This is a genomic window from Chryseobacterium lathyri, from assembly GCF_030812195.1.
In the GTDB taxonomy this organism is placed as follows: Bacteria; Bacteroidota; Bacteroidia; order Flavobacteriales; family Weeksellaceae; genus Chryseobacterium; species Chryseobacterium lathyri_A.
In genome coordinates, this window is the sequence record NZ_JAUSSF010000001.1 from 2,193,467 (window position 1) to 2,217,832 (window position 24,366).

Consider the following 24,366-nt stretch of genomic DNA (forward strand, 5'->3'; position numbering starts at 1 on the left):
ATAACGCAGTTTTTTTATAAAAATCATGTTTTATTCCGTTATTTTTTTTATAATTTTAATCTTCCAAAAAACGAAAATATGAAGAAACTCATCCTCGTAAGACATGCAAAGAGCGACTGGCCGGAAGAAACGGAGGACTTCGACAGACCTTTGGCAGACAAAGGACTGAAAGATGCTATGAACATGTCCAGATTCATGAAAAGTAATAATATTTCTATTGATCAGTTTGTTTCCAGCCCGGCTGTGCGTGCCCTGAATACGTGTAAAATATTTAACCAAGCCTATCAGCTGAATGTTTCCACAGAAGATAAGCTTTATAATCCCTCGGAAAGAAATTTTGAATCTGTGATCTACGACCTGGATGACAATGTGAGCTCTGTAGCCCTTTTCTCCCATAACAACGGAATTTCCAATTTTGCAAATTCCATCTCAGAAGATATTTTCCATTTTCCAACCTGTGGGGTTGCCGGTTTTGAAATAGACTGTAATTCATGGTCTGAATTTGATGGCGCCAAGAAGAAACTTCTTTTCTTTTATGAGCCGGGAAAAATATAATCATAATCTTCTTTGTCTGTTCTATTCCTTTTTATGTGTTAAAAAGGAGAAGACTATATTGGATATATGTTTTGGCTAAAGCCAAATTTATTCATAAAAAAGCGGGCTAAAGCCCGCTCCTATTGAATTATCTAATTTTTAAATTTATAATTTTGCTTTCACTAATTTCGCCTCATCAGTCTACTTTCTCTTAAGATCCAGGTCATCAAAATCAAAGCTGAAATCTGTAATATCTGATATTGCTTTTAGTTTTGCAGACTCTGCTTTTCCATTTTCATTATAATTGAAAATAATGTAGGCATCGGCATCATAACTTCTGTCATCCCATTTTATAATGAAAGAATTACCGGAATAGGGAAGCAGTTCGCCTTTCAGCCGTGGAGAGTTCTGACAGGAGATTCTGTATATATTTCCCTGTTGAGAAATTTCTATATCGCCAAACCATTGGTCATTATATTTTCCAACAAACTGTTCAGCTTTCGGCTGAAGATTTCTTTCTTTTTTAAAGGCTTCTGATTTGGCAAAAGCTTCTTTTTTCTGCTTATCGTATTCAGCATTTACTTTGGCCATTCTTTCTCCATAGGTTTTCAGCCAGTTTCTGTCTGCTACTCCCAGGTAAGAATCTTTTACTGTGTTGGTAATTGTATTAAAAGCGGCTCCGGATTGTTGGTTAGTTAATACTACAATTCCCAGTTTCAGATCCGGAATCAGTGTAAACTGAGTAACGGTACCTATTAATCCTCCCGTATGCTGAATCTGCTTGTGTCCTTTAACATCACTCAGAAACCATCCTAGTCCATATCCGTAAAAGCTTGTATCATAAGGATTTTTTAAAGCCACTCTATCCGGGATCTGTAGGCTCCATAGCTGCTGTACATTTTTATCTGAAACCAGTTTTTTACCGTCTTTGGTTGTGAAATTATTTAAAAGAAAATCAGCCCAAATAGTCATATCCTTAATATTACTCATAATTCCTCCTGCTGCATTACCTGTTTCATTCCAGTCGTGTGGAACAGCAATAGCTTTCCCGTCTACAGGAGCATGGGCATCGATTTTGTTTGATACTGCTTTAGCTCTGCTGTAGCTTCCGAAGCTGGAGGTCATTCCGACAGGTTTCATAATTCTCTGCTCAATAAATTCGGCCCAGCTCAGTCCGGAAATCCTATGGATCACTTCTCCTGCTACGATGAACATAATGTTGTTATAGTCCAGCGTCGTTCTGAAGGGGTTTTCCGGTTTCAGATATCTTACATTGTGAACAATATCATTAACCGTCAGGCTTCCACCTTCGGGGAAGAACATCAGATCACCCTGTCCCAAACCTAATCCGGCTCTGTGTGTCACAAGATCTTTAATGGTTACATTTTGGGAAACATAGGGATCATACATCTGAAATTCGGGAATGTATTTTGAAACTTTATCGTCCCAGTCCAGTTTTACTTCATCGGCTAAAATAGCCAGTGCAGTGCAGGTAAATCCCTTTGAATTAGATGCTATTCCTACCAATGTATTATCATCCATCGGCTGTTTGGTGGTTAAAGAACGCTGTCCGAACCCTTTGGAATAAATTACTTTTCCGTCTTTTATGATCCCCACTGACATTCCCGGAACATCGAAGGTTTTTAAAGTATTCTGGATCAGTTCATCCAATTTCTTTTCTTTAACCTGGGCATTGAAAAGCCCTACTGCTAAAAGAAAAAGTAAAAGAGAAAGTTTCTGCTTCATTTTTTTTAATTTTCTCAAATTTAGTAAATATTCGATGATGCCGGCTTCTCCTGTAAAATTTTGTGTATTTAAAAATAATCTGATCCTTAAAAGAAAATAAATCTTTCCTAACTTTGCAAAAAAATTTCAGATCTTAATGACAAAAATCCTTCTTCTCTCCGATTCCCATTCCTATATAGACGACCGTATTTTAGAATATGCGTCTCAAGCCGATGAAGTCTGGCATTGCGGGGATTTCGGAAGTATGGAGGTAATTGAAGAGCTGGAAAAAATAAAACCTTTAAAGGGAGTTTACGGAAATATCGACAACGCGAAGATCCGCGCTGAGTTTCCTGAAGTAAACCGTTTTTTCTGCGAAGATCTTGAAGTTCTGATGATCCATATCGGCGGATACCCCGGAAAATATACACCGCTTACGAACAGAGAAATTTCTGCTAAGGCTCCTAAGTTGTTTATTTCAGGACATTCTCATATTTTAAAGGCTATGTTTGACCAAAAGAACAACCTGCTGCATCTGAATCCCGGGGCCTGCGGAAAACAGGGATGGCATAAGACGAGGACCATGATGCGTTTCGTAGTGGAAGGAGAAGAGATCAAAGATTTGGAAATCATTGAACTGGGTCCTAAAATTTAATTTTGAAAACAATAAAAGAAGGAGCACAATACATGAAGATCGGAGACAAAGTTTCTGTAGTAGATGAGGATTTGAGCGGGATCATAACTTCCGTGAACGGGAATATTGTTGTTTTCAAAGATGAATATGGCTTTACCTACCAATATCCGAAAGAGAAACTGGTTCCGAAAAACGCAGAGCTTTATGAAAATATCCGGGTAGTAAGAAAAGCAGAACCGAAGAAAGTAACTTCCAAAAAACACCAGAAAAATCATATGGTCCTGGATCTGCACTTTCATCATCTGGTTAAAAACCCCAGTGATTATGACAGTTTTGAGAGGTTATTTATTCAAAAAGCGAAATTAATAGAAGTTCTTGAGTTCTGCAGAAAGCATCACCTGAAGAGGCTGGAGATCGTTCACGGGATCGGTGACGGAACGCTGCAGAAAATGGTCATGGATGTTTTGGAAAGCCAAACAGATATCGATTTTTATAATAAGGAAATACTTCATCATCAATCGGGTGCCGTTATGATAGAATTTCACTAAATTTGCAGCAATTGAAATATGAACGTACTTAATTTACTTTTTACCAAAGACGGATTAATCTACCAGATTGCAAAAAATAAAAGCATTCAGGAAGAAAAGTCTTATTTCGTTACTGAAGAAACTCCGGTAACTCTTATTGAAGATAAGCTGGATGAAGTTCTTCTTAAGCAAAGGTTTGACGAAATCCATGTGATCTCGGCACTGAACCATTTTACCCTGATGCCTGAAGGATTTTCTGAGCATGAAACAGGATTTGAACTGATTGCGTTCAATGCCCCGGCAAATAAGGAAAAGGAAGAGCTCATGCTTTCTGTCAACAAAAAATTCGGGGTACAGTTTTATTATACGTTCCCTAAAAGCTTTTACAAAAAAATAAAAGAGCTGGCAGTTCCGGTTCATTTTAATTTTTCGGGAGAAAAGTTTTTGAATTCACTCAACAATAAGAACAGTAAGGAGATTCATATCAATTTATACCATAACCAGTGCGAATTTTTTGCTATTGATAACAAGAAGGTCATTTTATACAATAACCTGGATGTAAATTCTGAAGTAGATTTCCTGTATTTCGTGATGTTTACGCTGAGTAAAATAGGCTTTGGAATTAATGAAACCAACTTTTACGCATATGGCGAAACCACGGAAAATGAAACCTTCATTTCCGAACTTCAGAAATTCGTTAAAAATATGAGAATTGTTTTTGACAACGTTCCCAATAAGAATTTTATACTTAATTAAAGGGATTAGGAATAAGGGAACAGGGCCTAGCCTTACTATGTCTTCCCCAATCCCTAAATCCTATTACCTAAACCCTAAACAAATATGTTCAGAATAATCTCAGGCAAGTGGAAAGCCAAAAAAATAGCCGCTCCCAAAAATTTTGATGTAAGACCGACCACGGATTTTGCGAAGGAAGCGCTTTTCAGTATCCTGGAAAACAAATATGATATGCAGTCGATTTCCGTGCTGGATCTTTTTGCCGGCATCGGTTCCATCACCTTTGAATTTGCATCCAGAGGATGCCAGGATGTGACTTCGGTTGAGCTGAATCCGAAGCATACCAGCTTCATCAATGCTACGGCTTCAGAGCTTGATATGTCGCTGCAGGTCAACGTTCAGAGGGGTGATGTTTTTGACTGGCTCAAAAAATTCAGAAATAAGAAAAGCTTTGAAATTGTATTTTCCGATGCTCCTTTTGAAATGGAAGAGAAGAAATATTATGAGCTGCTTTCTCTGGTTTTAAACAATAAATTCGTTAAGCCCAACGGAGTTTTAATCGTAGAACATCAGAGCAGAATGAAGCTGGAACATCCCAACTTAATAGACACCCGGAAATACGGAAATGTAAGTTTCAGTTTTTTCGAAGCGAATAAAGAAGATAGTCAGGAAATTTAATTCCTGATTATTTTTTTTACGGAAAGATCCGGTGCAGCCATTCCCCAATTGGTAATAGCTTCTATAACGGGCTGGAGTGTCTTTCCGAAATCCGTCAGTGTATATTCTACCATTAATGGTGGTTTTTCAGTATACACCTTTCTGTTGATGATGTGGTCTTCCTCGAGCTGTTTCAGCTGCAGACTTAACGTTCTTTCTGTGATGGTAGGAATTAATTTCCTAAGCTCATTATATCTTTTGGCTCCGTCTGTAAGATGAAATAAAATGACAGCCTTCCATTTTCCACCTATAAATTTCATCGTTACACTGGTGCAGCACGGATATTCTTTGTTATCTATTGTATACATTTTATACTATCCTTTTTTACCGTTATTGCAAAGGTAATAAACTTAAATTACTTTTGTAACTATAAAATTGATAGTACAATAATTTATGAACTTTTTAGAACAAATGAAAAAAAGGTATACTGTAAAAAAGTATAACCCACAGGAAAAAATCAGTGCAGAACAGATTGCAGAATTGAAAGAAATCCTTACTCTGAGTCCTTCTTCGATCAACAGCCAGCCATGGAATTTTATTTTTATCAATAAACCTGAACTCAGGGAACAGCTGGCAGAAGCATCTTATTTTAACAAGGGCAAAATATTGGACAGCAGCCATATCATTGTATTCCAGGTGATAAAAAACCCGGAAGATTTTGAAAAACAGATCGAAGAAAATCTCCCTGAAGGTTCGGTAGATTATTACAGAACTATGGTAAAACCGCATGGTGAAGCTTCCATCCGGGCATGGATGGGCCATCAGGTTTATCTTTCGCTGGGCGTTCTTCTTTCTGCTTGTGCTTCTATGGGAATAGATTCCACCCCAATGGAAGGTATTGAAACTGAGAAGTATGACAGAATCCTGAAAAATGATTCTTATGAAACACTTTTTGCCGTAGCCATCGGAAAAAGAGATGAGAATGACAGCAATCATCCTGAAACGACTCCAAAAAGAAGGCTTACGCATGAAATGGTTATCTTAGAGCCCTAATATTTCAGGCTTTCTTAAAAATAAAAGCTGTTTCAGGAGAAACAGCTTTGTATTATAATACTTTAAGTTCCAGATCTATGGTCTTTCCAAAGAATTTCTTAGAGATCTTTTCAAAGTTTTTCGTCAGATCCGAAAGGTAGAAATGATAGCTCGGCTTTGGATTATTGTCATTCAGAAGATGGTATTTATCCAGAATGATCTTCAGGTGACTGGCAACAATATTCGGAGAATCAATCACACGGACCCTGTTTCCGTAATACTGCTTGATCTCATCGATCAGCAAAGGATAGTGTGTACACCCCAGAATAAGGGTTTCAATATTTTTAAGCTTATTATTGCTTAAATAATTATAAATGATGGCATGCGTGATCGGATGATTCTTAAACCCTTCTTCAATAGCTGGAACCAATAACGGAGTAGCCAGCTCATCAACCTTGATCCATTTATTCTGCTTCCTTATGCTTTTCTTATAAAGCCCGGAATTGACAGTTGCTTTTGTGGCAATTACTCCAACATTATTATGGATCTCATACGCCACTTTTTCGGCAACCGGATTAATAACATCTATGACAGGAACTTTTCCGTTCACAGACTGCATGACCTCGTTCAAAGCATTTGCTGTAGCCGTATTACAGGCAATAACAATGGCTTTACAGTTCTGCTGAAGCAGAAAATTGGTGATCTTTGTAGAATATTCTATAATCGCATCCTTCGACTTTTCACCGTACGGAAGGTGTTTGGTATCTCCAAAGTAGATCAGATCTTCGTGGGGAAGAAGCCTTTTGATCTCTTTAGCTACGGTGAGCCCTCCCACCCCGCTATCGAAAATACCGATAGGCTGGCTTGGTGAAAGATGTGAATAATCTTGCTTTTTAGTTTTCAAGTGAGCTGAAATTTTATACAAAAATACGAAGATTTTTAGATTCCGTATTCCAGATCTTATACTTTATTATTGAAATACTAATTGTGTTAAATTCTTAGACCTGTAGCTGATTCAATTATAATTTAGCTTCAGATAGAAATTTCATAATTATGCTTCTACTACGCTCAGCATGACATCTCTAATACTAACTTAATTTAAAGTCAGCTTAACATGTTGAACATAGTCAAAATATTTTATGACTGTTTTACCTATACAATGAATAAATCCGAAGCAATTCCATCTGCCATAAACCAGTGCTTTTCCGGTATTTTCAGATGATTATTCTCTTTGATTAAAATACCTTCTTCTATTCTAGATTTTATCTCATGTTGGAAATATTCAAGAATCTGATCATTGAATTTATTGTTCAGGCTTTCAAGATTTACTCCCCAAATTGTCCTCAAGCCAATCATAATCATTTCATTGAACTGATCATATTGTGAAAGAATCTCTTCTTCTTTAGCCAGAATTCCGGCATGGAGTTTTTTAATATACTGCTGATTATTGGCAACATTCCAACTTCTGACATCAAATCCGTTGTACGAATGTGCGGAAGGACCTATTCCAAGATACTCATTGTACTTCCAATAAGCAGAATTGTGACTTGAATAAAAGCCAGGTTTTGCAAAATTAGAAACTTCATAATGTTCAAAGCCATTGTCTTTTAAGAAATCTGACAGATAATAGAACTCTTTATTCTGTTCTTCTTCTCTAGGACCGGCCACTTTTCCTTTCGAAATCCAGTTTTCTAAAGCAGTTTTTGGTTCTACAGTGAGGGCATAGGAAGAAATATGAGGCACTTCAAGAGCAATTGTTTTATTTAAATTATCTTTCCATATCTCCAAATTAGAGGTTGGCGAACCATAAATCAGATCAATGCTTAGGTTTTCAAAGCCGAAATCCTGTGCTCTTTTGATGGAACTTTCTGCTTCGGAAGCATTGTGTGCCCGGTTCATCAGTTTCAGATCTTCCTCGAAAAAGCTCTGGGTACCAATGGAAAGCCTGTTTACAGAGGATTGGGCCAGCTGTTGTAAAAAGCTTTTGTCCAGATCATCGGGATTGGCTTCCAGAGTTACTTCAATATCACGGTCAAAACTGAAGTATTTCAAAACTTCATCAATGAGCGATTTGATTTCATCTGCTGAAAGAATAGACGGTGTTCCGCCTCCAAAATACAGGGATTTTAAACTTTTACTCTGCAGTTCATCTTTTCTAAGTCTGATCTCGGTTTTCATCGCACGGATCATTTCATCTTTAAAATTTAAAGAGGTAGAAAAGTGAAAATTACAGTAGCTGCATTTCTGTTTGCAGAAGGGTATGTGAATATATATCATAAAAAAAGCCCTGAAAATTTCAGAGCTCAAATTTATTTAAATTAAATCATATTAGTATCTATATCCTCTATGATTAATAAAGTTATCAAAGTTATAACCTAAGCTGATCATGAAGCTGTTTCCACCATACGTCTGGATATCAGACATTCCGATGTTGTACGTTGCTCCGATCATGAATTTATTAAATCTTACTTTAACAACCGGTGCCACCTGAAGCTGCTGGCTGTCAAATCTGTTCTGTACCGTTCTGTAGCTTACTCCGGCAGAGAAAGAGTTAATATCATTAAAGAAAGTCGCCATTAAGTTATAGTCGATCATTCTTGTTGAATTGGTATTCAGGTTGATCAACGCCGACGGCGTTACGAAGATATTGTCAGCAAAATGCCAGTCATATCCTAAGTTTAAGAAGAATTTAATTGGTGAAGGCTCAATTCCGTTTACGATCGCCTTATCATTGCTTAGTGCGATATCGTTTACAGATACCCCTGCGAAAATGTTTCTGTAGGTAGCCGCTGCACCGAAGTTGGCGTAAGCCATAAAAATATTTCCTTCCTGTCCGATCAACAATGGATCGTAACCATCTTCAACGTTCACTGAAGTATAGTCGAAGTTCATATTATAAAATGAAACACTGGTACCGAAAGAGAACTGATCTTTTCTGTCTCCCTCACTACTTAGTGGAATAAAGTATGAAGCTCCCGCTGTAATACCGCCTGCAGAAATAGGGCCATTGCTGTCTCTGAAAATAGAGAGCCCTGCTCCCACTCTGTCGAAAATGTTCCCGTTGATTCCTATAGACTGCGTATTTGGAGAATCGCTGAACTTGTCAAATTGTTTGTGGTAATTAGCATTAAGCTGCACGTAATCGGTCTTTCCGTACTGAGCTGGGTTGAACAGGAATTCACCATCCAAAAGATATTGCTGATAGTATGGTAGTGATTCTTGTGCTTTGTATGCATTTGACAAAAGAGCTAAACATACGATAGCATATAGTTTTCTCATAACAAATCTTGATTTCAATTCAACAAATATAAAAAAATTCTCAATATATTTTTAGTTTTCTAAATAATTTCTCCATTTTTTTACGGCATCCGCCATATCTTTCGGCATTGGGCTCTCAAAATATAATTCCTTTTTAGTAGTTGGATGTATAAACCCTAAAGTATGGGCATGGAGTGCATGTCTTGGAAGAATTTCAAAAACATTTTTTATAAACTGCTTGTACTTAGGTAGATTCACTCCTCTGAGAGGGGTATGCCCTTCATATCTTTCATCATTAAACAAAGTATGACCGATATGCTTGAAATGGGCCCGGATCTGATGCGTTCTTCCCGTTTCAAGTTTACATTCCACCCAAGTCATATATTTAAAGCGCTCTAACACCTTATAATGCGTCACTGCGTGCTTTCCATGGCTCCCGTCCTCATAAACGGACATCTGCATCCGGTTTTTAGGATGCCTGCCGATATGCCCCCTTATTGTCCCTTCATCTTCCTGAGGATTTCCCCATACAAAAGCCCAGTATAATCTTTTTGTGGTTCTATTGAAAAACTGTTTGGCTAAAAAGCTCAATGCATATTCGTTTTTGGCAATCACAAGAAGGCCGGAGGTATCTTTATCAATCCTGTGAACAAGCCCTACTCTGTCAAGGTCAGATTTCTCACCGCTCTTTTCAAAATGGAAGGCCAGTGCATTGACCAATGTTTTGTCCCAGTTTCCATGGCCAGGATGCACAACCATTCCCGGTTCCTTATCTACCACTACCAGATCATCATCTTCGTAGATGATATTTACAGGAATATCCTGAGGAATGATCACATTTTCCCTTGGCGGGTGAGCAAGAAGCACCGAAATCTGGTCGCCGGGCTTCACACGGTAATTTTGTTTTACAGGAACTCCGTTTACTACCACATTTCCGGCCCTGCAGGTCTGTGAAATTTTATTCCGTGAAGAGTTTTGTCTGTATATTAATAAGAACTTATCAATTCTTAACGGCTCCTGGTTTTTATCGACTTTGATATTAAGATGCTCATACAGTCCTTTATTTTCCTCATCAATATCGATGTTCTCCAAACTGTCTGAATCTAATAATTCTTCATCTAAAAAGTCTTCGTTATCTTCTGCCATTATTTTTATTTTTTTACGCAAAAGGCCTCAACATTTTGCAGTTGAAGCCTATATTTTATATCATAAACCTTGATTATTCTACCACCACTTTTTTAGCCTTTGGTTTTTGGGCCGGCTGCTGTGTGGTATTTGCACCCGTTGTCGACTTATTCCCTGAAGTATTTGCAGTGGATTTAGGTTTTTCTGTTACCGTTCCTGATGTCTTGGTTCCGGTAGTTGTACCGGTTTTGGCAGGTTCTGTCTTTACCGGTTCAGGTTTAGGAGTTTCTTTTTTGGGTACAGGCACTGCTGCAGGTGGATCATAGCGTGGTTCCGGATAACTTGGAACTTCATCATAATGTACCGGAGGCAGCGATGTATCTACCTTCATACGGTAAATAGAGTTCAGCTGCTCTACTTTAGCTCTAAGCTCGGCTGGCGTTCGCTTACTTGCCCAAAGGTCAATCTGCATTCCTTGATCTCTTACATCTCCGGAAGCAGGGTCCTGATAATAGATAATGTCAGACTCATCCTTACTTCCATCTTCGTGCTCCACAAGACCTACTTCAAATAAACTTTTTGCAATAACAGCTTTGGCTTCTTTTACGGAAAGACCTACCACACTAGGAATTGAGATATTTCTCATAGGGCCGGAGCCTACTACAACATCAATCACGGAGAATCTCGGAAGACGTGATCCCGGATTGACTGCATTACCTTTATATAATACTCTTAAAAGAGCATCTTTCTGAATACTTGGTTCATAGATGGTATCGCCGATCTTAAGACCCACCTGATCCAGTCTCTGGAAAGCCAGTCCTGAATATTTATTGATCACATCCGGAATGGTAATAGGAGCCCATGTTCTGGGATTAACTACAATTCTTACCAGCGATCCCGGTTTTACACGAGAACTTGATAGAGGATGCATTTTTAAAACCTGGAAAGGCTTATATTTGGGATTGTACTCGGCACTGTCTACTTCATATTCCAGTCCGGTATCCTCTAATATTTTTACGGCATCATAAACCGATTTATTTATAACATTGGGTACAGGAATTTCCTGACCGTGATTGGTATGGTATTCCAGCCAGCGGAAAGTAAGCCACACCAACCCCACAAAAACACCGATGGCGACTACTAAATTCAGTAAAACTTTCCAATTGAAAAGTGATTTAAGCATACTTAAAAATACTTTAATTATAACGGCAAATATAGCTAATAATTTTAAATCTGCTTTTATTTAACACAATTCATTTCAATTTTAAAATTTCTGAATTTCCCTTATTGCATTACATAAAATGATTAAATTTGCCTTAATTGATACTATAATGGTTATGAGCAAAAAAAGTGTTGCCGTTGTCATGGGAGGCTATTCAGATGAATATGTGGTTTCCTTAAAAAGCGGTCAGTTGATCTATGATTCTCTGGACAGAAATCTATATGATGTATATAAAGTGGTTATCCTTAAAGATGAATGGTATTTTTTAGGGGAAAATGATCAAAAATATGAAATCAATCGCGGAGATTTTTCAGTCACATTAGATAACAATGAAAAGCTGAAATTCGATGTCTGTTTCAACATTATCCACGGAACTCCGGGCGAAAACGGAATTCTTCAGGCTTATTGGGATGCCATCGGACAGAAATACACCGGTTGTGATTTCTATCAAAGCGCTTTGACCTTCAATAAAAAAGATACATTAGCTGTATTGTCAAAATATGGCATTCCTTCTGCCAAAAGCATTTACTTAAGAAAAGGAGAAGACATCAATACAGACGAAATCGTTGAAAGTCTTGGTCTTCCGGTTTTCGTTAAGCCCAACCAGTCCGGATCATCTCTGGGAATTTCAAAAGTAAAGGAAAAGTCAGAATTAATTGCTGCGACAGAAATTGCGTTCAAAGAGGATGATGAAATTCTTATTGAAAGCTTCCTCGACGGAATGGAAGTTTCTGTAGGCGTCATAGATTTCAAAGGTGAAACCATTGTTTTAGGGATCACCGAAATTGTACCTACCAATGAATTTTTTGATTATGAAGCTAAATATGAAGGAGCTTCAGAAGAAATTACCCCGGCAAGAATTGACGATGCAACCAAAATCAGAGTGGAGGAAATTTCAAAAAGAGCTTACAATTCCCTTGGCATGAGCGGTTTTTCAAGAAGTGAATTCATCCTTATGGACGGTATTCCTTATATGCTTGAAATGAATACCAATCCGGGATTCTCCCCTGCCAGCATTCTTCCGCAACAGGCAAAAATCTATGGAATATCCATCGCAGATCTTTGTGGAAACGAAGTAGAAAAAGCATTGAATAAATAATAGAAGTTATAAACTAGAGGTTACATGTTAGTGAATGGAAGTTTGAAGACAGGAAATATGGGTAACAGTACACTAAAACCCGAAACTCACAACCTCCCAGTAACTCGCAACACGTAACTCATCATAACACGTAAAACATGAAAATTGCTGTTTTCCCCGGATCCTTTGATCCTATTACCCTGGGACATTATGATATTATTGAAAGAGCGGCTCCGCTTTTTGACAAACTGATTATTGCAATCGGACAGAATTCCCAGAAAAAATACATGTTTCCCCTGGAAAAAAGAATGGAATTTATTCAAAATTCCGTCGCCGAATTTCCCAATGTGGAAGTTGACTTTTTTGAAGGCTTAACGGTAGACTACTGCTTTGAAAAGGATGCACAATACATTCTCAGAGGCTTAAGAAATCCCGCCGATTTTGAATTTGAGAAAGCCATTGCTCATACGAACAGAACCTTAGCCCATAAAAAGCTGGAAACCGTATTTTTACTAACCTCATCAGGAAAGTCTTTCATCAGCAGCAGCATCGTAAGGGAGATCATCAACCATAACGGAGAATATGAGTTATTGGTTCCGGAAGCCGTTAGGGTACAACGATAAGTAAGGAATAATAGGTGATGAGTAATTGGGGAAATATAGATTACAGTCAAATTTTTCCATTCTTGTGATTAGATCTCTTTCATTATTACCTTATTCAGATGATGTTTTGGTCATAAGAAAGCAAATTATAAGGTCTTCTACTTCAGCAGCAAATTACAGAGCTGTTTCAAGAGCAAGATCTGAAAAGGAAAAGTTTAGATTATCGCAGCCTTAAATGGCATAATTTTTATTATTCATTGCCCATTACCTATTACTCTATAAATTATGCACGAACAGTTCAATTTTGCCATAGAGGTGCTCGGAACTATTTCCTTTGCGATGTCGGGAAGTTTTGCAGCGATGCAGAAACGCCTTGATCCGTTCGGGGTACTGATTATTGCATTCGTCACTTCTGTGGGCGGAGGAACTGTAAGAGACCTCCTGCTGGATATTCCTGTTTTCTGGATGCATGATCTTTTAACGTGCGCGCTGATTTTGGGAACAAGTATTTTTGCCATGATCTTCAAATCTATTGAAAAGAATTTCAAAGTAACCTTATTTATTTTTGACAGCTTCGGGCTGGGATTATTTACCATTATCGGAGTTCAGAAAGGATTAAATGCAAACATACATCCCTTAATATGTATTGCGCTTGGGACCATAACCGGCTGCTTCGGAGGGATCATACGGGATATTCTCCTCAACAGGATTCCACTGATCTTCAGGAAAGAGATCTATGCTACAGCATGTATCGTCGGAGGGTCTGCATTTCTGCTGCTGACCAAGTTTGTCCCGCTTTCCTATACATTTATACAGATATTCACCATTATCCTCATTGTTGCGATCAGAACACTTGCCGTCAAATACCAATGGCAGATTCCTAAGTTTTATGGCTATGATCAGAATTCTGAGATGTGATGTTCTTTTTAACAGAATACCATAAAAAAAGCACCTGAGTTCCGGTGCTTTTTTAGTTTTGTATATTGTCCTTAGAAGAATTTTCCTCTCTGTCTCATATTTGGGTTGTGCATGTGTTTCTGCATAGAAGGCATTTTAAGCTGGTCTTTCATCATCTTAATCTGATCCGTCATCATTCCTGCAGTGTCTAACCTTTTAGCCTCATCCAGAAGCTTCTGCCCTTCCTGTTTTCTTCCTTTAGAAATAGCTGCAGCTGCAAGGTTCAATGTTGCCATCGCTCTGTCGTGTTTCATATTCAGACCATATTCCAAAGCTTTTTTCATTAAAGGCTCAACCTTTGCAGGATGCTCCTGAGCCTGGGTAAGTCCCTGTAAATAGTGAAAATATCCATATTGGGATTTATGAAGCTGCGCCTGATAATTCGTGATGCCATTTAACCATTGCGCGGCTTTTTCCATATTCTGTTTTCTCAGCTGCCAGAAAGCAAGGAGAATATATTCATTCTTGATGAAAAGTATAATAGGCAGTGCTGCAAGAAGGAATACTACAATCCCCCAGCCCAGACTTCTTGTGAAAATCATCATATAAAGTCCTAAAAGGATAAGAACTGCTGCAATTACAATTTTTATGTACTTATTCATTGTTCAATTTTAGAAGTGCAAAGATAGAAAATTTACAGGTTAGAAGCTAGAGGTAAAAAGTTAGAATTTTCATAACTATTCACTCTTGATCCGTTCAAAGGTTTGAAAGCAAAAATCATATTGATTCTTTTCATCCTTTTCATGACAGATTTCCTCAGTTTTTTTCCAGATTTTCGGATTGATCTTTGGAAAGAATGTATCAGCCTCAAGATCAGCCTTCACCAAAGTGACCTCCAGTTTATCAACCACTTCCATCGTTTGCTCATAAATATTTCCACCACCAATAATGAAAATGTCTTCATCAATCTTTTTGGCGAATTTTACCGCTTCTTTAATGCTTCCTACAATCAGGATTCCTTCTTCAAACCAGTTTTTCTTTCTCGAAATTACAATATTGGTACGGTTAGGCAGGGGTTTTCCTATACTTTCAAAGGTTTTTCTTCCCATGATAACCGGATGTCCGGAAGTTATATCTTTAAAGTGTTTCAGGTCTTTAGGAAGATGCCACAGCAGTTTATTTTCAAAACCGATCTCGTTTTTCTCTCCCATGGCCACCACTATTGTTGTCATTCTAATAATTTTTTACAAAATTAGCACATAATTTGTATATTTGATTAGCACAAAAAATTAAAAAAAATAAACTATGAAAAATAAAGGCTGCCTTAGCGCAGGAACTATCGGTATTGCACTGCTTATCATTGTAGGTGTAATATTCTTCTGGGGGAAAAACGGATATAATAATTTTGTTTCAAAAGAACAGAACGTGAATTCCAAATGGTCTAATATAGAAACTGTCTATCAGAAAAGGGCCAATCTTATTCCAAATCTGGAAAGAACTGTTAAATCGTATTCGAAATTTGAGCAGGAAACATTGACCAAAGTGGTTGAAGCACGCTCCAAAGCAACTTCCATCAACATCGATCCTACGAATATGACAGAAGCTGATATGGCAAAATTCCAGGCAGCGCAGGGAGAATTATCCGGAGCATTAAGCAGATTAATGGCTGTAGTTGAATCTTATCCGAATTTAAAAGCGGACCAGCAGTACATCAATTTCCAGAGAGAATTTACGGCGATAGAAAACAGCATCAGAACCGAAACGGTTTATTATAATGATGCAGCCAAAGATTACAACACAACAATCAAAACGTTCCCGAATAATATTCTGGCGAATTTTACAAACTTTAAAGAAAAACCTTTCTTCAAGGCTGAAGCCGGTGCAGAAAAAGCACCAGAAGTATTTAAATAATGAGCCGTTTTCTGACAAATCAGCAAATTACTTCCCTTGTGGAAGCGATACAGTCAGCAGAAGATCATTCTACAGGCGAGATCAGGGTACACATTGACTCGAACACGGAAACTGAAAATGCACAGACCGCATTTGAGGTTTTCAAAGAACTCTGTATGAATAAAACTGCTGATAGAAACGCTGTGCTTTTTCATGTCAATTTCGAACAGAAATATCTGACCATCATTGGTGACATCGGAATCCATGCTAAAGTGCATCAGTCATATTGGGATCACCTGCACGACTATATCACTGCTGAATTTGCCAAAAGAAATTATTATAAAGCTTTAAAAAGCGCCATCCTGGAAACCGGTCTTGAATTAAAAAAATATTTTCCTGTGGAAGGAAAAAACCCCAATCAGCTGTCTAATGAAATTACGTTCTCTTAAACTGGTATTTTCATTCATACTCTTCTGCTTTTACACTGTTGTATCAGCACAATACACGATTCCACCAAAACCGGCGGTTCTGTACCCTGTGTTTGACGAGGCAGGCCTGCTCACACAGCAGCAAAAAGACGAACTGAACAATAAGCTGATCAAATTTGCAGATTCTACTTCCACGGAAATCGAAGTGGTCATTATCCCTTCTACTAAAGGAGAAGACGTGAACTTTCTGGCAACCATGTTCGGAGAAAAATGGGGAATCGGAAAAAAAGGCGTAGATAACGGCGTTGTTTTCCTGATCGCTACAGAAGACAGAACCATGTCCATCCAACAGGGCAGAGCTGTAGAACAGTACCTTACCGCTTCTGTTGCAGGACAGATCCTTGATTATATTGTCACTCCCAATTTCAGACAGGGACAATGGTATGACGGCATCAACCGTGGAACCTCAGCAATCATGGAGGCTGTTCAGGGAAAGTTCAAGCCTATGGAAACCTCAGCGCCTTCAGGTAATGGGAGTGCTTTTAAAATCCTTATTATTGCATTTGTCATCTTTATCATTCTCGCTTTTATCTTCGGAGGTAGGGGCGGCGGACGTGGTGGCGGCAATAATGATGACGATGATGTAATCATTACCAGAAGAGGACGCAGAAACTATCCCGGTGGATTCTTCCCATTCCCTGGCAGCTTCGGAGGAGGCGGTTTTGGCGGTGGAAGTTCCGGAGGAGGAGGAGGATTCGGCGGCTTTGGTGGCGGAGGAAGCTTCGGCGGAGGCGGTGCTTCAGGCGGATGGTAATTTTAAAAGATAGCAAAATTCAATATAATCGGGCCGAGCGCCCGATTTTTTATTTAATAATTCAAAAACAAGTCATTTCTTTGTTTTATTTTAATGCTAAATTCAAATTTTCGTATTAAAAAATTAACAAAACCATCCAAAACTCGTTTTTTATTCAATATTTTTTCATTATATTTACTGAAAACAGGTTTATGAAAAAGACGCTGGTAGTTTTTGCACATCCCTATTTAGAGCACTCCAATTCCAATGTGGAGCTTATCAATTTCTATGTCCGCCACCAGCACTTTACCCTCAGAGACCTTTACGAAGAATATCCGGATTTTCATATTGCAGCATTCAGGGAGAGGAAAAGATTAAAAAACTATGACCGTTTTATTTTCCAGTTCCCGCTGATATGGTTCGGAATGCCTCCTTTATTAAGATTATGGATTGATGAAGTTTTTGACAGGGATTGGCTCAAGGAAGGAGAAACCAATCCGTTGGAAGGCAAAGAGATCTACATTCTGATAACGACCGGAGGAAAGGAAAGATCATTCAGTAAAAATGGAACGTATCAGTATACCGTGGAAGAACTGGTCAGCGGGTTGATTGTATCCTTAAAGGTTTTCAAAGCCGACATCAAACACATTAAGATTGTTTATGAGGCCAATAAACTGAGCAAAAAAGACATTATTTTACATAAAAAAGAATTTGCAGAACTACTCAATCAATAATATATGGAGTCCAGCTTAGCAATGAATACATTAATTTTCTTAGGTGTAGCCATTATTATGGTTCCGCTGGCGAGGAAATTCGGACTGAGTTCTGTGATTGGGTATATTTTAGGAGGTATTATCATTGGCCCATATGTTCTAAGGCTTACCGGAAAAGATGTTAACGACATTATGCATGCCAGTGAGTTTGGAGTGATTATGCTTCTTTTCTTAGTCGGGCTGGAACTGGAACCCCGCAAATTCTGGGAAATGCGGAAGAAGATCATGGGACTTGGCCTTACTCAAATGCTGCTTTCCATCTCCCTTCTTTTTCTGGTTTTCATCAGTGCCGGATGGAGGATAGATAAAGCTATTGCCATTGCGATGTGTTTTGCCCTTTCTTCTACCGCAATTGTGCTGCAAACACTTCAGGAAAAAAATAATTTTAAAACTATGGCTGGAGAAGCTTCTTTCTCTACCCTTCTGTTTCAGGATATTGCCGTGATCCCTATTCTGGCTATTCTCCCGATTATCGCCAATTATAAAGCCAGCCACCATGATAATGAAATACAGATTCTGATCCAGAAACTCCCGGAATGGCTGCAGGCCGGAACCGTGATTTTAGGAGTTGCTATCTTAATTCTTTTGGGAAGATATGTATTTGTTCCTTTCTTACGGTATGTTTCAAAATCGGGAATGACGGAACTGCTTACTGCCTCGTCATTGTTTCTAGTTATTGGAGTTTCAGAGCTTATGGTCGCAATAGGGCTTTCGCCGGCTCTGGGAGCTTTCCTGGCCGGAGTAATGCTTGCCAACAGTGAATTCCGGCATGAGCTGGAAGCACAGATTAATCCGTTTAAAGGATTGCTTTTAGCTGTATTTTTTGTAAGCGTAGGTTCTACGATCAATTTTAATATTATTCAACAGGATCCACTGTTTATTTTTTCTACTGTTTTTGCTGTATTGGCTGTAAAACTTGTGGTGTTGTACGCCATCGGAAAGTTTTTTAAAATTGATACTCCGCAGAGTTTATTTTATGCATTTGCTCTTTCCCAGGTAGGAGAATTTGCTTTTGTCCTGATCAATTATGCTTCAGATCTTTATCTGTTAAGTCCAGAACTCAATGCACAAATGATGGCTGTTACTGCAATCACGATGTGTATCACTCCTATCCTACTGATCATTAACGACCGGTTCATTACTCCCAAATTCATTAAAGAGATTCCTGATGAAGAAAATGATTTTAACATTCTGGACAACAATATAACCCAGAAGAAGATTATCATCGTTGGTTTCGGGCATTTCGGAAGTACGGTAGGACGTCTGTTAAAAGCCAATAAAATTTCGGCAACGGTTCTGGACAGGGATTCCGACCGTGTAAAGCTGTTGAGAAGCTATGGTTTTAAGGTTTATTACGGGGATGCAACAAGAATTCCTATATTAAGAGCTGCAGGAATTGAAGATGCAGAAATCCTGGTTCTCTGTCTTGATGATCCTGATGATAATAAATTCATTGCAGATCTGGTTCGGGAACATTATCCGAAAGTACGGATTTTTGTAAGGGCAAAAAACAGGATTGACGCCTATAATTATCTCAACAATGGTATTGAAAATATTTACCGGGAAACATTAGGAACCGCTGTAGATATGGCTGTGGATGTCCTTCATGAAACCGGCATGAGAAAATATGCGGCAAGGCGTCTCGGCCAACGGTTTATGGCTATAGACAAAGCTTCTATCAGAAGGCTGGCCAAGGCAAAGGATGATGACGAGATCTTATTGTTCACCACAAAAGAAATCCTTCAGCGTGAGGAGGAATTACTGGCTTATGACAATCTTAACTTTGATAACAGGAATTGGGAAGGTTCCTCGTCAGTAGATGAAGACGAGGAAACTCCTAATTGATTTATTGAATATTGACGCTTCCGCCACTACTTTCCTCCTTGGTAACATTTTTAAGTTCACCTCTTTTAGAAACATTTACACTTCCACCTGAAGAAGCTTCCGCATGCAGTGATGAAACAGCGCTGATCTCAACGCTTGCACCGCTGGAGGCTTCAGCTTTCACATGATCGGCAACAACTTCTTTTCCTGAAATACTGCTGCCTGATGAAGAAGTAATATCTGCATTTTTGCTTTTTCCTGAAATATCAATGCTTGCTGTTGATGAAGCATCAACATCAAGGTCTACCGCCCATACTTTTCCGCTGAAACTGCTGCTGCTGTCTGCCGAAATATCCAAATCATTAGCTTCCAGATCTCCGGAAACGCTTGCTGCACTGGATATTTCAACATCCATTTTTTCCTGTGTGAATTTATCTTTTATGGTAACACTTGCTGCAGAATTGGCAACGAGCTTAGAAAAATCTTTGGTATAGATCTTAGCCTTTACATTATGGCTGTTCATAACTCTGATGCCACGCTTATAATGGATATGAAGTTTTCCGCCACTGTTCTCTACAAGAATTTCATTGAGGATATTTTCCGGCGCAGAAATAACCACTTTCTCTGCGTCAGATTTGATTACCTCAGCATCAATAGCCTGGGAAACTTCTATTTCGTCAAAATCTCCGTTAAATACTTTCTCTTTGACCGGACCACTATCTTTGTCGATCACTTTGTCTACCCAGCCGTTATCATTATTACGGTCACTATTTTCATTATTTCTTCTATCATGTTTTTCATTGCATGAGGTTATCAGCGCGAAGGCTGACAATATAAAAAGACTTGTCGATTTCATGTTTACTGCTTTTATAAATTAAGTTTTTAATATCTTTATACTTTAATAACAACTAATTTATGAAAAATATTTCATCGGTATTGTTAATTTCTGCGCTGGCACTTAACCAATCTTGTACTACAATGAAGAAAACCGATACTCAACAGGAGATTCCTGTTACCGATCCATCTTTATCTTCAAATCCTTTTATGAAGAAAAGCAAGCTTCAGTATGAAGCTCCGGAATTCGATAAAATTAAAAATGAACATTTCAAACCTGCTTTCGATTTTGGACTTCAACAGCATGATGCTGAGATTCTAAAAATTGCCAATAATCCGGAAGCCCCTACTTTTGAAAACACTATTGTAGCCCTGGAAAAAAGTGGCGAAGTATTAAAAAGAGCCACTATAGTATTTTCCAACCTTACAAGCGCCAATACAAACCCTACCCTTCAGGCTTTGGATGAGGAATATGCTCCAATTTTTGCAGCCCATTCCGATAAAATGTACCTGAATGAAAATTTATATAAAAGAATCAAGTCGATTAAAGAAGACGGTTTAGATGCAGAGGGAAAAAGACTTGTACAGTTTTACAAACAGAATTTTGAAATTGCAGGAGCAAATCTTTCTTCTGCTGATAAAGAAAAACTAAAACAGATTAATCAGGAACTGGCTTCTCTTTCTACCCAATATGCCAATAAACTATTGGAAGCAAGAAAGCAGGGAGGTGTATTTTTCTCTGATGCCAAAGAACTTGAAGGGCTTTCTGCCGACGAGATTGAAGCGGCAGCAACTGATGCTAAAACTGCCGGACAACCGGGAAAATATCTTCTTGCCCTTCAGAATACAACTCAGCAGCCTCTTCTTCAGAATCTGAGAAACAGAGCCACAAGAGAAAAACTGTTCAAAGCATCATGGCTAAGAGCTGAAAAAGGCAATGGAAACGACACCCGTGAGACTATTGAAAAACTGGCTAAACTGAGGCTTAAAAAAGCTCAGATCTTAGGTAAGAAAAGCTTCGCTGAATGGAAACTTCAGGACCAGATGGCTAAAACACCCGAGGCAGCTACCAAGCTTATGAACCAGATTGCCACTCCTGCAGTAGAAACGGCAAAACGTGAAGCAAAAGATATTCAGGATCTGATTGATCAGCAGAAAGACGGTTTCAAAGTGGAGCCATGGGACTGGAATTTCTATGCTGAGCAGGTAAGAAAAGCCAAATATGACCTTGATGAAAACCAGATCAAGCCTTATTTTGAAGTGACTACGGTTCTGGAAAAAGGAGTTTTCTATGCTGCTGAAAAGTTTTACGGACTTACGTTCAAAAAAAGAACTGATCTTCCGGTTTATCATCCGGATGTGGTAACGTATGAGGTTTTTGACCACGACGGAAAATCTATCGCAATCTATTATCTTGATTTCTATACCAGGGATTCTAAAAACGGGGGTGCATGGATGAGTAATTTTGTTGAACAGTCTTATCTTCTAGGAACAAAACCTGTCATCGTAAACTGTTATAATTATCAGAAGCCGGCTCCTGGAAAGGCATCACTGATTAGTTATGATGATGTTTCTACAATGTTCCACGAGTTTGGGCATTCGATTCACGGTATGTTTGCAAGCCAGAAATACCCGTCGCTTTCAGGAACAAGTGTTCCGAGAGATTTTGTGGAATTCCCTTCACAGATCAATGAGCATTGGGCTTTAGATCCTGTTGTTCTAAAAAATTATGCGATCCACTATGAAACAAAGCAGCCGATTCCTCAGGATTTAGTTGAAAAAATAAAAAAAGCAGCTACTTTCAACCAGGGATATATGACGACAGAACTTGTTTCTGCAGCAGCTCTGGATATGGACTGGCATACTGTAACCAATGAAAGTCAGCTAATCCCGGTTCTTGATTTTGAAAAACAATCATTAGCCAGCCACGGATTCACTTTAGCTACCGTACCACCTAGATATCATACTCCTTATTTTGCCCATATCTGGGGCGGAGGATATTCGGCAGGATATTATGCTTACCTGTGGTCTGAAACCCTCGATAATGATGCATGGGAATGGATTAAAAACAACGGAGGCCTGACAAGAGAAAACGGTGACCGTTTCAGAAAATATATTCTTTCTGTAGGTAATTCTGTAGATCTTAATCAGGCATTCAGAGATTTCACAGGTCATGATCCGGATATCAAGCCTTTATTAAGAAACAGAGGTTTTATTAAATAAATTATATAGAGAAGCATCCGATTGGGTGCTTCTTTTTTATAGGTTTTGGCTGAAGCCGTGGAATAATTGTAGACTTTATTAAATGAGTTAAAACCCATTTCTATTGAATAAAAATATGTTTTGATACGTTCGTTATAATCACGGGCTGAAGCCGTTTTTATCGTTAAAATCTTTATTTTTGTGATTCAAAAAAATTAAAATATGGATTGTCCCTGCTGTTCAGGAAAATCATACGAAGAATGTTGCCAGCCTTACCACAGTGGAGAAAAACATGCTCCTACTGCAGAAGCATTGATGCGTTCCAGATTTTCTGCATTTGCCATTCCAAATGGAAAATACCTGATGGAAACTACATATCCGGCAAAAAGAAAATTGCACAACATAGAAGATCTGCAGGAATGGGGAGAAATTAACGAATGGACAAAACTGGAAATTATAGGTAAACCTTCTGTCAGCAAAGTTGAATTTAAAGCCTTTTATACTGATGAAGACGGTCACAAGCAAATCCATCATGAATTATCAAAATTCAAAATGATTCAAAACCGTTGGTTTTATGTGAGTGGAGAATTTTTAGAATAAGAAATAAAATGTCCGAAAAAAATCCGGACATTTATTATAGTTTAGTGAGCTTCTGTTCCGTCAGCGCCATGAGCGTGGCCATGTGCCAGTTCTTCTTCTGTCGCAGGACGCGTATTTATAATTTCTACCTGGAAATCTAGCACTTTCCCAGCCATTGGATGGTTAAGGTCTGCCACTACTGCTTCAGGTGTTACCTCTAATACAAATGCCTGAAAATTATTTCCCTGACCATCAGATAAAGGCAAAATAGCTCCCAAAGGCGGAGTTCCAGATTCCTGGAACATGTCGATTGGCAACTGCACGATCGAATTCGGATCTTTTTCTCCGTAAGCTTCTTCTGCCTGAATAATGAAAGCAGCTTTATCACCGGCTTTCAAACCCAGGATATTTTGCTCAAACTTTGGAATCATCATTCCTACACCATATAAAAATGTAAGTGGGTTTTCTGCTGTTGTTTCTTCTACAAGAATCTTACTTCCATCTTCTTCTATCGTGTGAAGTACGTAGCTTACTGCTACAACATGGTTGTTTTCAATTGTCATATTATATCTTTTTTTTCGTGATGTTTTTCACGATTAACGGCACAAATATACTATTTCTGAAATGATTGATTGTGAAAAAGATGTTAAAACAAAAATCTCAAACAGCATTTTTTCTCACTTCCCTTTCTTTGTTTCATCCCGTTTTTTCTGTCTCAATACAAAGAGGTACAAGCTTTCTACTTTCGTTCTGGCCCAATCTGTTTTTCTTAAAAATTTCAGGGAAGAATTGATGCTCGGATTATCTGTAAAGCATTTGATATTGATCTGCTCGCCAAGTTTCTCGAAGCCTCCGTAAAATTCTACCAGTTCTTCAAGAATGGCATCAAGTCTTTTTCCATGTAGCGGATCTTTGGAAGGTTCCTGCATTGTTATTTTTTTGTAAAAGTAGAATATTATAAGCTGATATGGAAATCCCACCTTACATCCCGGAAGCTGTTGATTGGAAAACAGTGAA

At 38.4% G+C, this 24,366-nt stretch carries 28 protein-coding genes; 16 read left to right on the forward strand and 12 right to left on the reverse strand.

The genetic code is table 11. From position 1 onward, the window contains the following. Positions 1–78: 78 nt before the first annotated feature. Positions 79–555: a SixA phosphatase family protein gene (locus J2T03_RS09940; protein WP_307211002.1), complete on the forward strand. Its 477-nt coding sequence runs from the start codon at positions 79–81 to the stop codon at positions 553–555. Positions 556–735: 180 nt separating this feature from the next. On the opposite strand, the gene J2T03_RS09945 is transcribed toward J2T03_RS09940, so the two are convergent. Beyond that, on the reverse strand, positions 736–2,280 hold the full coding sequence (locus J2T03_RS09945; RefSeq protein ID WP_307211004.1) for a serine hydrolase: 1,545 nt from the start codon (positions 2,278–2,280) through the stop codon (positions 736–738). 136 nt (positions 2,281–2,416) lie between these two features. On the opposite strand from J2T03_RS09945, the gene J2T03_RS09950 reads away from it, so the two are divergent. The 4 genes from J2T03_RS09950 (at position 2,417) to J2T03_RS09965 (ending at position 4,833) form a co-directional block, all read left to right on the forward strand. After that, complete coding sequence (locus J2T03_RS09950) at positions 2,417–2,914, forward strand: metallophosphoesterase family protein (protein WP_306846547.1); 498 nt, start codon at positions 2,417–2,419, stop codon at positions 2,912–2,914. Positions 2,915–2,946: 32 nt separating this feature from the next. Beyond that, a complete protein-coding gene (locus tag J2T03_RS09955) occupies positions 2,947–3,441 on the forward strand; it encodes a Smr/MutS family protein (RefSeq protein WP_306846633.1) in 495 nt (164 codons plus the stop codon). Between the two features lie 18 nt (positions 3,442–3,459). Continuing rightward, positions 3,460–4,176 (forward strand): DUF3822 family protein, encoded by a 717-nt coding sequence (locus J2T03_RS09960; RefSeq protein WP_307211006.1) that lies wholly within the window; start codon positions 3,460–3,462, stop codon positions 4,174–4,176. Between the two features lie 84 nt (positions 4,177–4,260). After that, complete coding sequence (locus tag J2T03_RS09965) at positions 4,261–4,833, forward strand: RsmD family RNA methyltransferase (RefSeq protein WP_307211009.1); 573 nt, start codon at positions 4,261–4,263, stop codon at positions 4,831–4,833. Here J2T03_RS09965 and J2T03_RS09970 read toward each other — a convergent pair. Then, positions 4,830–5,180 (reverse strand): winged helix-turn-helix transcriptional regulator, encoded by a 351-nt coding sequence (locus J2T03_RS09970; RefSeq protein WP_306846542.1) that lies wholly within the window; start codon positions 5,178–5,180, stop codon positions 4,830–4,832. The genes J2T03_RS09965 and J2T03_RS09970 overlap by 4 nt on opposite strands. Positions 5,181–5,265: 85 nt before the next feature. On the opposite strand from J2T03_RS09970, the gene J2T03_RS09975 reads away from it, so the two are divergent. Then, the gene (locus tag J2T03_RS09975; protein ID WP_306846541.1) at positions 5,266–5,865 is read left to right on the forward strand and encodes a nitroreductase family protein; all 600 of its coding nucleotides are present in this window, start codon (positions 5,266–5,268) and stop codon (positions 5,863–5,865) included. 52 nt (positions 5,866–5,917) lie between these two features. On the opposite strand, the gene murI is transcribed toward J2T03_RS09975, so the two are convergent. The 5 genes from murI to J2T03_RS10000 form a co-directional block, all read right to left on the reverse strand. Then, positions 5,918–6,748, reverse strand: a complete 831-nt coding sequence (murI, locus tag J2T03_RS09980; RefSeq protein WP_306846539.1) for a glutamate racemase — start codon at positions 6,746–6,748, stop codon at positions 5,918–5,920. A 248-nt stretch (positions 6,749–6,996) separates the two neighbouring features. Beyond that, the gene (gene hemW, locus J2T03_RS09985; protein WP_307211011.1) at positions 6,997–8,121 is read right to left on the reverse strand and encodes a radical SAM family heme chaperone HemW; all 1,125 of its coding nucleotides are present in this window, start codon (positions 8,119–8,121) and stop codon (positions 6,997–6,999) included. Between the two features lie 51 nt (positions 8,122–8,172). After that, positions 8,173–9,123: a PorP/SprF family type IX secretion system membrane protein gene (locus J2T03_RS09990; protein WP_307211013.1), complete on the reverse strand. Its 951-nt coding sequence runs from the start codon at positions 9,121–9,123 to the stop codon at positions 8,173–8,175. A 51-nt stretch (positions 9,124–9,174) separates the two neighbouring features. Next, positions 9,175–10,248 (reverse strand): RluA family pseudouridine synthase, encoded by a 1,074-nt coding sequence (locus J2T03_RS09995; protein WP_306846534.1) that lies wholly within the window; start codon positions 10,246–10,248, stop codon positions 9,175–9,177. 73 nt (positions 10,249–10,321) lie between these two features. Further along, positions 10,322–11,410 (reverse strand): PASTA domain-containing protein, encoded by a 1,089-nt coding sequence (locus J2T03_RS10000; protein ID WP_307211015.1) that lies wholly within the window; start codon positions 11,408–11,410, stop codon positions 10,322–10,324. 154 nt (positions 11,411–11,564) lie between these two features. Here J2T03_RS10000 and J2T03_RS10005 point away from each other — a divergent pair, with 154 nt between their 5' ends. The 3 genes from J2T03_RS10005 to J2T03_RS10015 all read left to right on the forward strand — a co-directional run bounded on the left by J2T03_RS10005 (position 11,565) and on the right by J2T03_RS10015 (position 14,047). Beyond that, positions 11,565–12,548: a D-alanine--D-alanine ligase gene (locus tag J2T03_RS10005; protein ID WP_307211017.1), complete on the forward strand. Its 984-nt coding sequence runs from the start codon at positions 11,565–11,567 to the stop codon at positions 12,546–12,548. A 137-nt stretch (positions 12,549–12,685) separates the two neighbouring features. Further along, complete coding sequence (gene coaD, locus J2T03_RS10010; protein ID WP_111959999.1) at positions 12,686–13,150, forward strand: pantetheine-phosphate adenylyltransferase; 465 nt, start codon at positions 12,686–12,688, stop codon at positions 13,148–13,150. 264 nt (positions 13,151–13,414) lie between these two features. Continuing rightward, on the forward strand, positions 13,415–14,047 hold the full coding sequence (locus J2T03_RS10015) for a trimeric intracellular cation channel family protein (RefSeq protein WP_306846528.1): 633 nt from the start codon (positions 13,415–13,417) through the stop codon (positions 14,045–14,047). Between the two features lie 71 nt (positions 14,048–14,118). Here the strand turns inward: J2T03_RS10015 and J2T03_RS10020 are convergent, their stop codons facing one another. Continuing rightward, positions 14,119–14,688 (reverse strand): DUF2892 domain-containing protein, encoded by a 570-nt coding sequence (locus J2T03_RS10020; RefSeq protein ID WP_307211019.1) that lies wholly within the window; start codon positions 14,686–14,688, stop codon positions 14,119–14,121. 75 nt (positions 14,689–14,763) lie between these two features. Further along, on the reverse strand, positions 14,764–15,258 hold the full coding sequence (locus J2T03_RS10025; protein WP_306846524.1) for a dihydrofolate reductase: 495 nt from the start codon (positions 15,256–15,258) through the stop codon (positions 14,764–14,766). 73 nt (positions 15,259–15,331) lie between these two features. Between J2T03_RS10025 and J2T03_RS10030 the strand changes: the two genes are divergently transcribed. The 5 genes from J2T03_RS10030 to J2T03_RS10050 all read left to right on the forward strand — a co-directional run bounded on the left by J2T03_RS10030 (position 15,332) and on the right by J2T03_RS10050 (position 19,755). Beyond that, positions 15,332–15,937, forward strand: a complete 606-nt coding sequence (locus J2T03_RS10030; protein WP_034703627.1) for a LemA family protein — start codon at positions 15,332–15,334, stop codon at positions 15,935–15,937. Then, complete coding sequence (locus tag J2T03_RS10035) at positions 15,937–16,365, forward strand: TPM domain-containing protein (RefSeq protein WP_307211020.1); 429 nt, start codon at positions 15,937–15,939, stop codon at positions 16,363–16,365. The genes J2T03_RS10030 and J2T03_RS10035 overlap by 1 nt, the downstream gene beginning before the upstream one ends. Beyond that, the gene (locus J2T03_RS10040; RefSeq protein ID WP_307211022.1) at positions 16,346–17,158 is read left to right on the forward strand and encodes a TPM domain-containing protein; all 813 of its coding nucleotides are present in this window, start codon (positions 16,346–16,348) and stop codon (positions 17,156–17,158) included. Before J2T03_RS10035 ends, J2T03_RS10040 begins: the two co-directional genes overlap by 20 nt. A 191-nt stretch (positions 17,159–17,349) precedes the next feature. Next, on the forward strand, positions 17,350–17,871 hold the full coding sequence (locus J2T03_RS10045; RefSeq protein ID WP_306846517.1) for an NAD(P)H-dependent oxidoreductase: 522 nt from the start codon (positions 17,350–17,352) through the stop codon (positions 17,869–17,871). A gap of 3 nt (positions 17,872–17,874) precedes the next feature. Then, positions 17,875–19,755: a monovalent cation:proton antiporter-2 (CPA2) family protein gene (locus J2T03_RS10050; RefSeq protein WP_307211024.1), complete on the forward strand. Its 1,881-nt coding sequence runs from the start codon at positions 17,875–17,877 to the stop codon at positions 19,753–19,755. A 1-nt stretch (position 19,756) separates the two neighbouring features. Here J2T03_RS10050 and J2T03_RS10055 read toward each other — a convergent pair whose 3' ends face one another. Beyond that, positions 19,757–20,590, reverse strand: coding sequence for a head GIN domain-containing protein (locus J2T03_RS10055; protein WP_307211025.1), 834 nt, complete (start codon positions 20,588–20,590; stop codon positions 19,757–19,759). Between the two features lie 59 nt (positions 20,591–20,649). Here J2T03_RS10055 and J2T03_RS10060 point away from each other — a divergent pair, with 59 nt between their 5' ends. Together J2T03_RS10060 and J2T03_RS10065 are read left to right on the forward strand one after the other, a co-directional pair. Then, the gene (locus J2T03_RS10060) at positions 20,650–22,791 is read left to right on the forward strand and encodes a M3 family metallopeptidase (RefSeq protein WP_307211027.1); all 2,142 of its coding nucleotides are present in this window, start codon (positions 20,650–20,652) and stop codon (positions 22,789–22,791) included. Positions 22,792–22,992: 201 nt separating this feature from the next. Beyond that, entirely contained in the window at positions 22,993–23,370 is a 378-nt protein-coding gene (locus tag J2T03_RS10065; RefSeq protein ID WP_306846509.1) for a YchJ family protein, read from the forward strand. Between the two features lie 41 nt (positions 23,371–23,411). On the opposite strand, the gene J2T03_RS10070 is transcribed toward J2T03_RS10065, so the two are convergent. Then, complete coding sequence (locus tag J2T03_RS10070) at positions 23,412–23,912, reverse strand: FKBP-type peptidyl-prolyl cis-trans isomerase (protein WP_306846506.1); 501 nt, start codon at positions 23,910–23,912, stop codon at positions 23,412–23,414. A gap of 114 nt (positions 23,913–24,026) precedes the next feature. Then, complete coding sequence (locus tag J2T03_RS10075; protein WP_306846504.1) at positions 24,027–24,278, reverse strand: VF530 family protein; 252 nt, start codon at positions 24,276–24,278, stop codon at positions 24,027–24,029. Between the last annotated feature and the right edge of the window lie 88 nt (positions 24,279–24,366).

Bases quoted from the DNA above. Each gene is read 5' to 3' on its own strand.
- J2T03_RS09940 (WP_307211002.1), top strand. From the start codon at position 79: ATGAAGAAACTCATCCTCGTAAGACATGCAAAGAGCGACTGGCCGGAA.
- J2T03_RS09945 (WP_307211004.1), bottom strand. From the start codon at position 2,280: ATGAAGCAGAAACTTTCTCTTTTACTTTTTCTTTTAGCAGTAGGGCTT.
- J2T03_RS09950 (WP_306846547.1), top strand. From the start codon at position 2,417: ATGACAAAAATCCTTCTTCTCTCCGATTCCCATTCCTATATAGACGAC.
- J2T03_RS09955 (WP_306846633.1), top strand. From the start codon at position 2,947: ATGAAGATCGGAGACAAAGTTTCTGTAGTAGATGAGGATTTGAGCGGG.
- J2T03_RS09960 (WP_307211006.1), top strand. From the start codon at position 3,460: ATGAACGTACTTAATTTACTTTTTACCAAAGACGGATTAATCTACCAG.
- J2T03_RS09965 (WP_307211009.1), top strand. From the start codon at position 4,261: ATGTTCAGAATAATCTCAGGCAAGTGGAAAGCCAAAAAAATAGCCGCT.
- J2T03_RS09970 (WP_306846542.1), bottom strand. From the start codon at position 5,180: ATGTATACAATAGATAACAAAGAATATCCGTGCTGCACCAGTGTAACG.
- J2T03_RS09975 (WP_306846541.1), top strand. From the start codon at position 5,266: ATGAACTTTTTAGAACAAATGAAAAAAAGGTATACTGTAAAAAAGTAT.
- hemW (WP_307211011.1), bottom strand. From the start codon at position 8,121: ATGATATATATTCACATACCCTTCTGCAAACAGAAATGCAGCTACTGT.
- J2T03_RS09990 (WP_307211013.1), bottom strand. From the start codon at position 9,123: ATGAGAAAACTATATGCTATCGTATGTTTAGCTCTTTTGTCAAATGCA.
- J2T03_RS09995 (WP_306846534.1), bottom strand. From the start codon at position 10,248: ATGGCAGAAGATAACGAAGACTTTTTAGATGAAGAATTATTAGATTCA.
- J2T03_RS10000 (WP_307211015.1), bottom strand. From the start codon at position 11,410: ATGCTTAAATCACTTTTCAATTGGAAAGTTTTACTGAATTTAGTAGTC.
- J2T03_RS10005 (WP_307211017.1), top strand. From the start codon at position 11,565: ATGAGCAAAAAAAGTGTTGCCGTTGTCATGGGAGGCTATTCAGATGAA.
- coaD (WP_111959999.1), top strand. From the start codon at position 12,686: ATGAAAATTGCTGTTTTCCCCGGATCCTTTGATCCTATTACCCTGGGA.
- J2T03_RS10015 (WP_306846528.1), top strand. From the start codon at position 13,415: ATGCACGAACAGTTCAATTTTGCCATAGAGGTGCTCGGAACTATTTCC.
- J2T03_RS10020 (WP_307211019.1), bottom strand. From the start codon at position 14,688: ATGAATAAGTACATAAAAATTGTAATTGCAGCAGTTCTTATCCTTTTA.
- J2T03_RS10025 (WP_306846524.1), bottom strand. From the start codon at position 15,258: ATGACAACAATAGTGGTGGCCATGGGAGAGAAAAACGAGATCGGTTTT.
- J2T03_RS10030 (WP_034703627.1), top strand. From the start codon at position 15,332: ATGAAAAATAAAGGCTGCCTTAGCGCAGGAACTATCGGTATTGCACTG.
- J2T03_RS10035 (WP_307211020.1), top strand. From the start codon at position 15,937: ATGAGCCGTTTTCTGACAAATCAGCAAATTACTTCCCTTGTGGAAGCG.
- J2T03_RS10040 (WP_307211022.1), top strand. From the start codon at position 16,346: ATGAAATTACGTTCTCTTAAACTGGTATTTTCATTCATACTCTTCTGC.
- J2T03_RS10045 (WP_306846517.1), top strand. From the start codon at position 17,350: ATGAAAAAGACGCTGGTAGTTTTTGCACATCCCTATTTAGAGCACTCC.
- J2T03_RS10050 (WP_307211024.1), top strand. From the start codon at position 17,875: ATGGAGTCCAGCTTAGCAATGAATACATTAATTTTCTTAGGTGTAGCC.
- J2T03_RS10055 (WP_307211025.1), bottom strand. From the start codon at position 20,590: ATGAAATCGACAAGTCTTTTTATATTGTCAGCCTTCGCGCTGATAACC.
- J2T03_RS10060 (WP_307211027.1), top strand. From the start codon at position 20,650: ATGAAAAATATTTCATCGGTATTGTTAATTTCTGCGCTGGCACTTAAC.
- J2T03_RS10065 (WP_306846509.1), top strand. From the start codon at position 22,993: ATGGATTGTCCCTGCTGTTCAGGAAAATCATACGAAGAATGTTGCCAG.
- J2T03_RS10070 (WP_306846506.1), bottom strand. From the start codon at position 23,912: ATGACAATTGAAAACAACCATGTTGTAGCAGTAAGCTACGTACTTCAC.
- J2T03_RS10075 (WP_306846504.1), bottom strand. From the start codon at position 24,278: ATGCAGGAACCTTCCAAAGATCCGCTACATGGAAAAAGACTTGATGCC.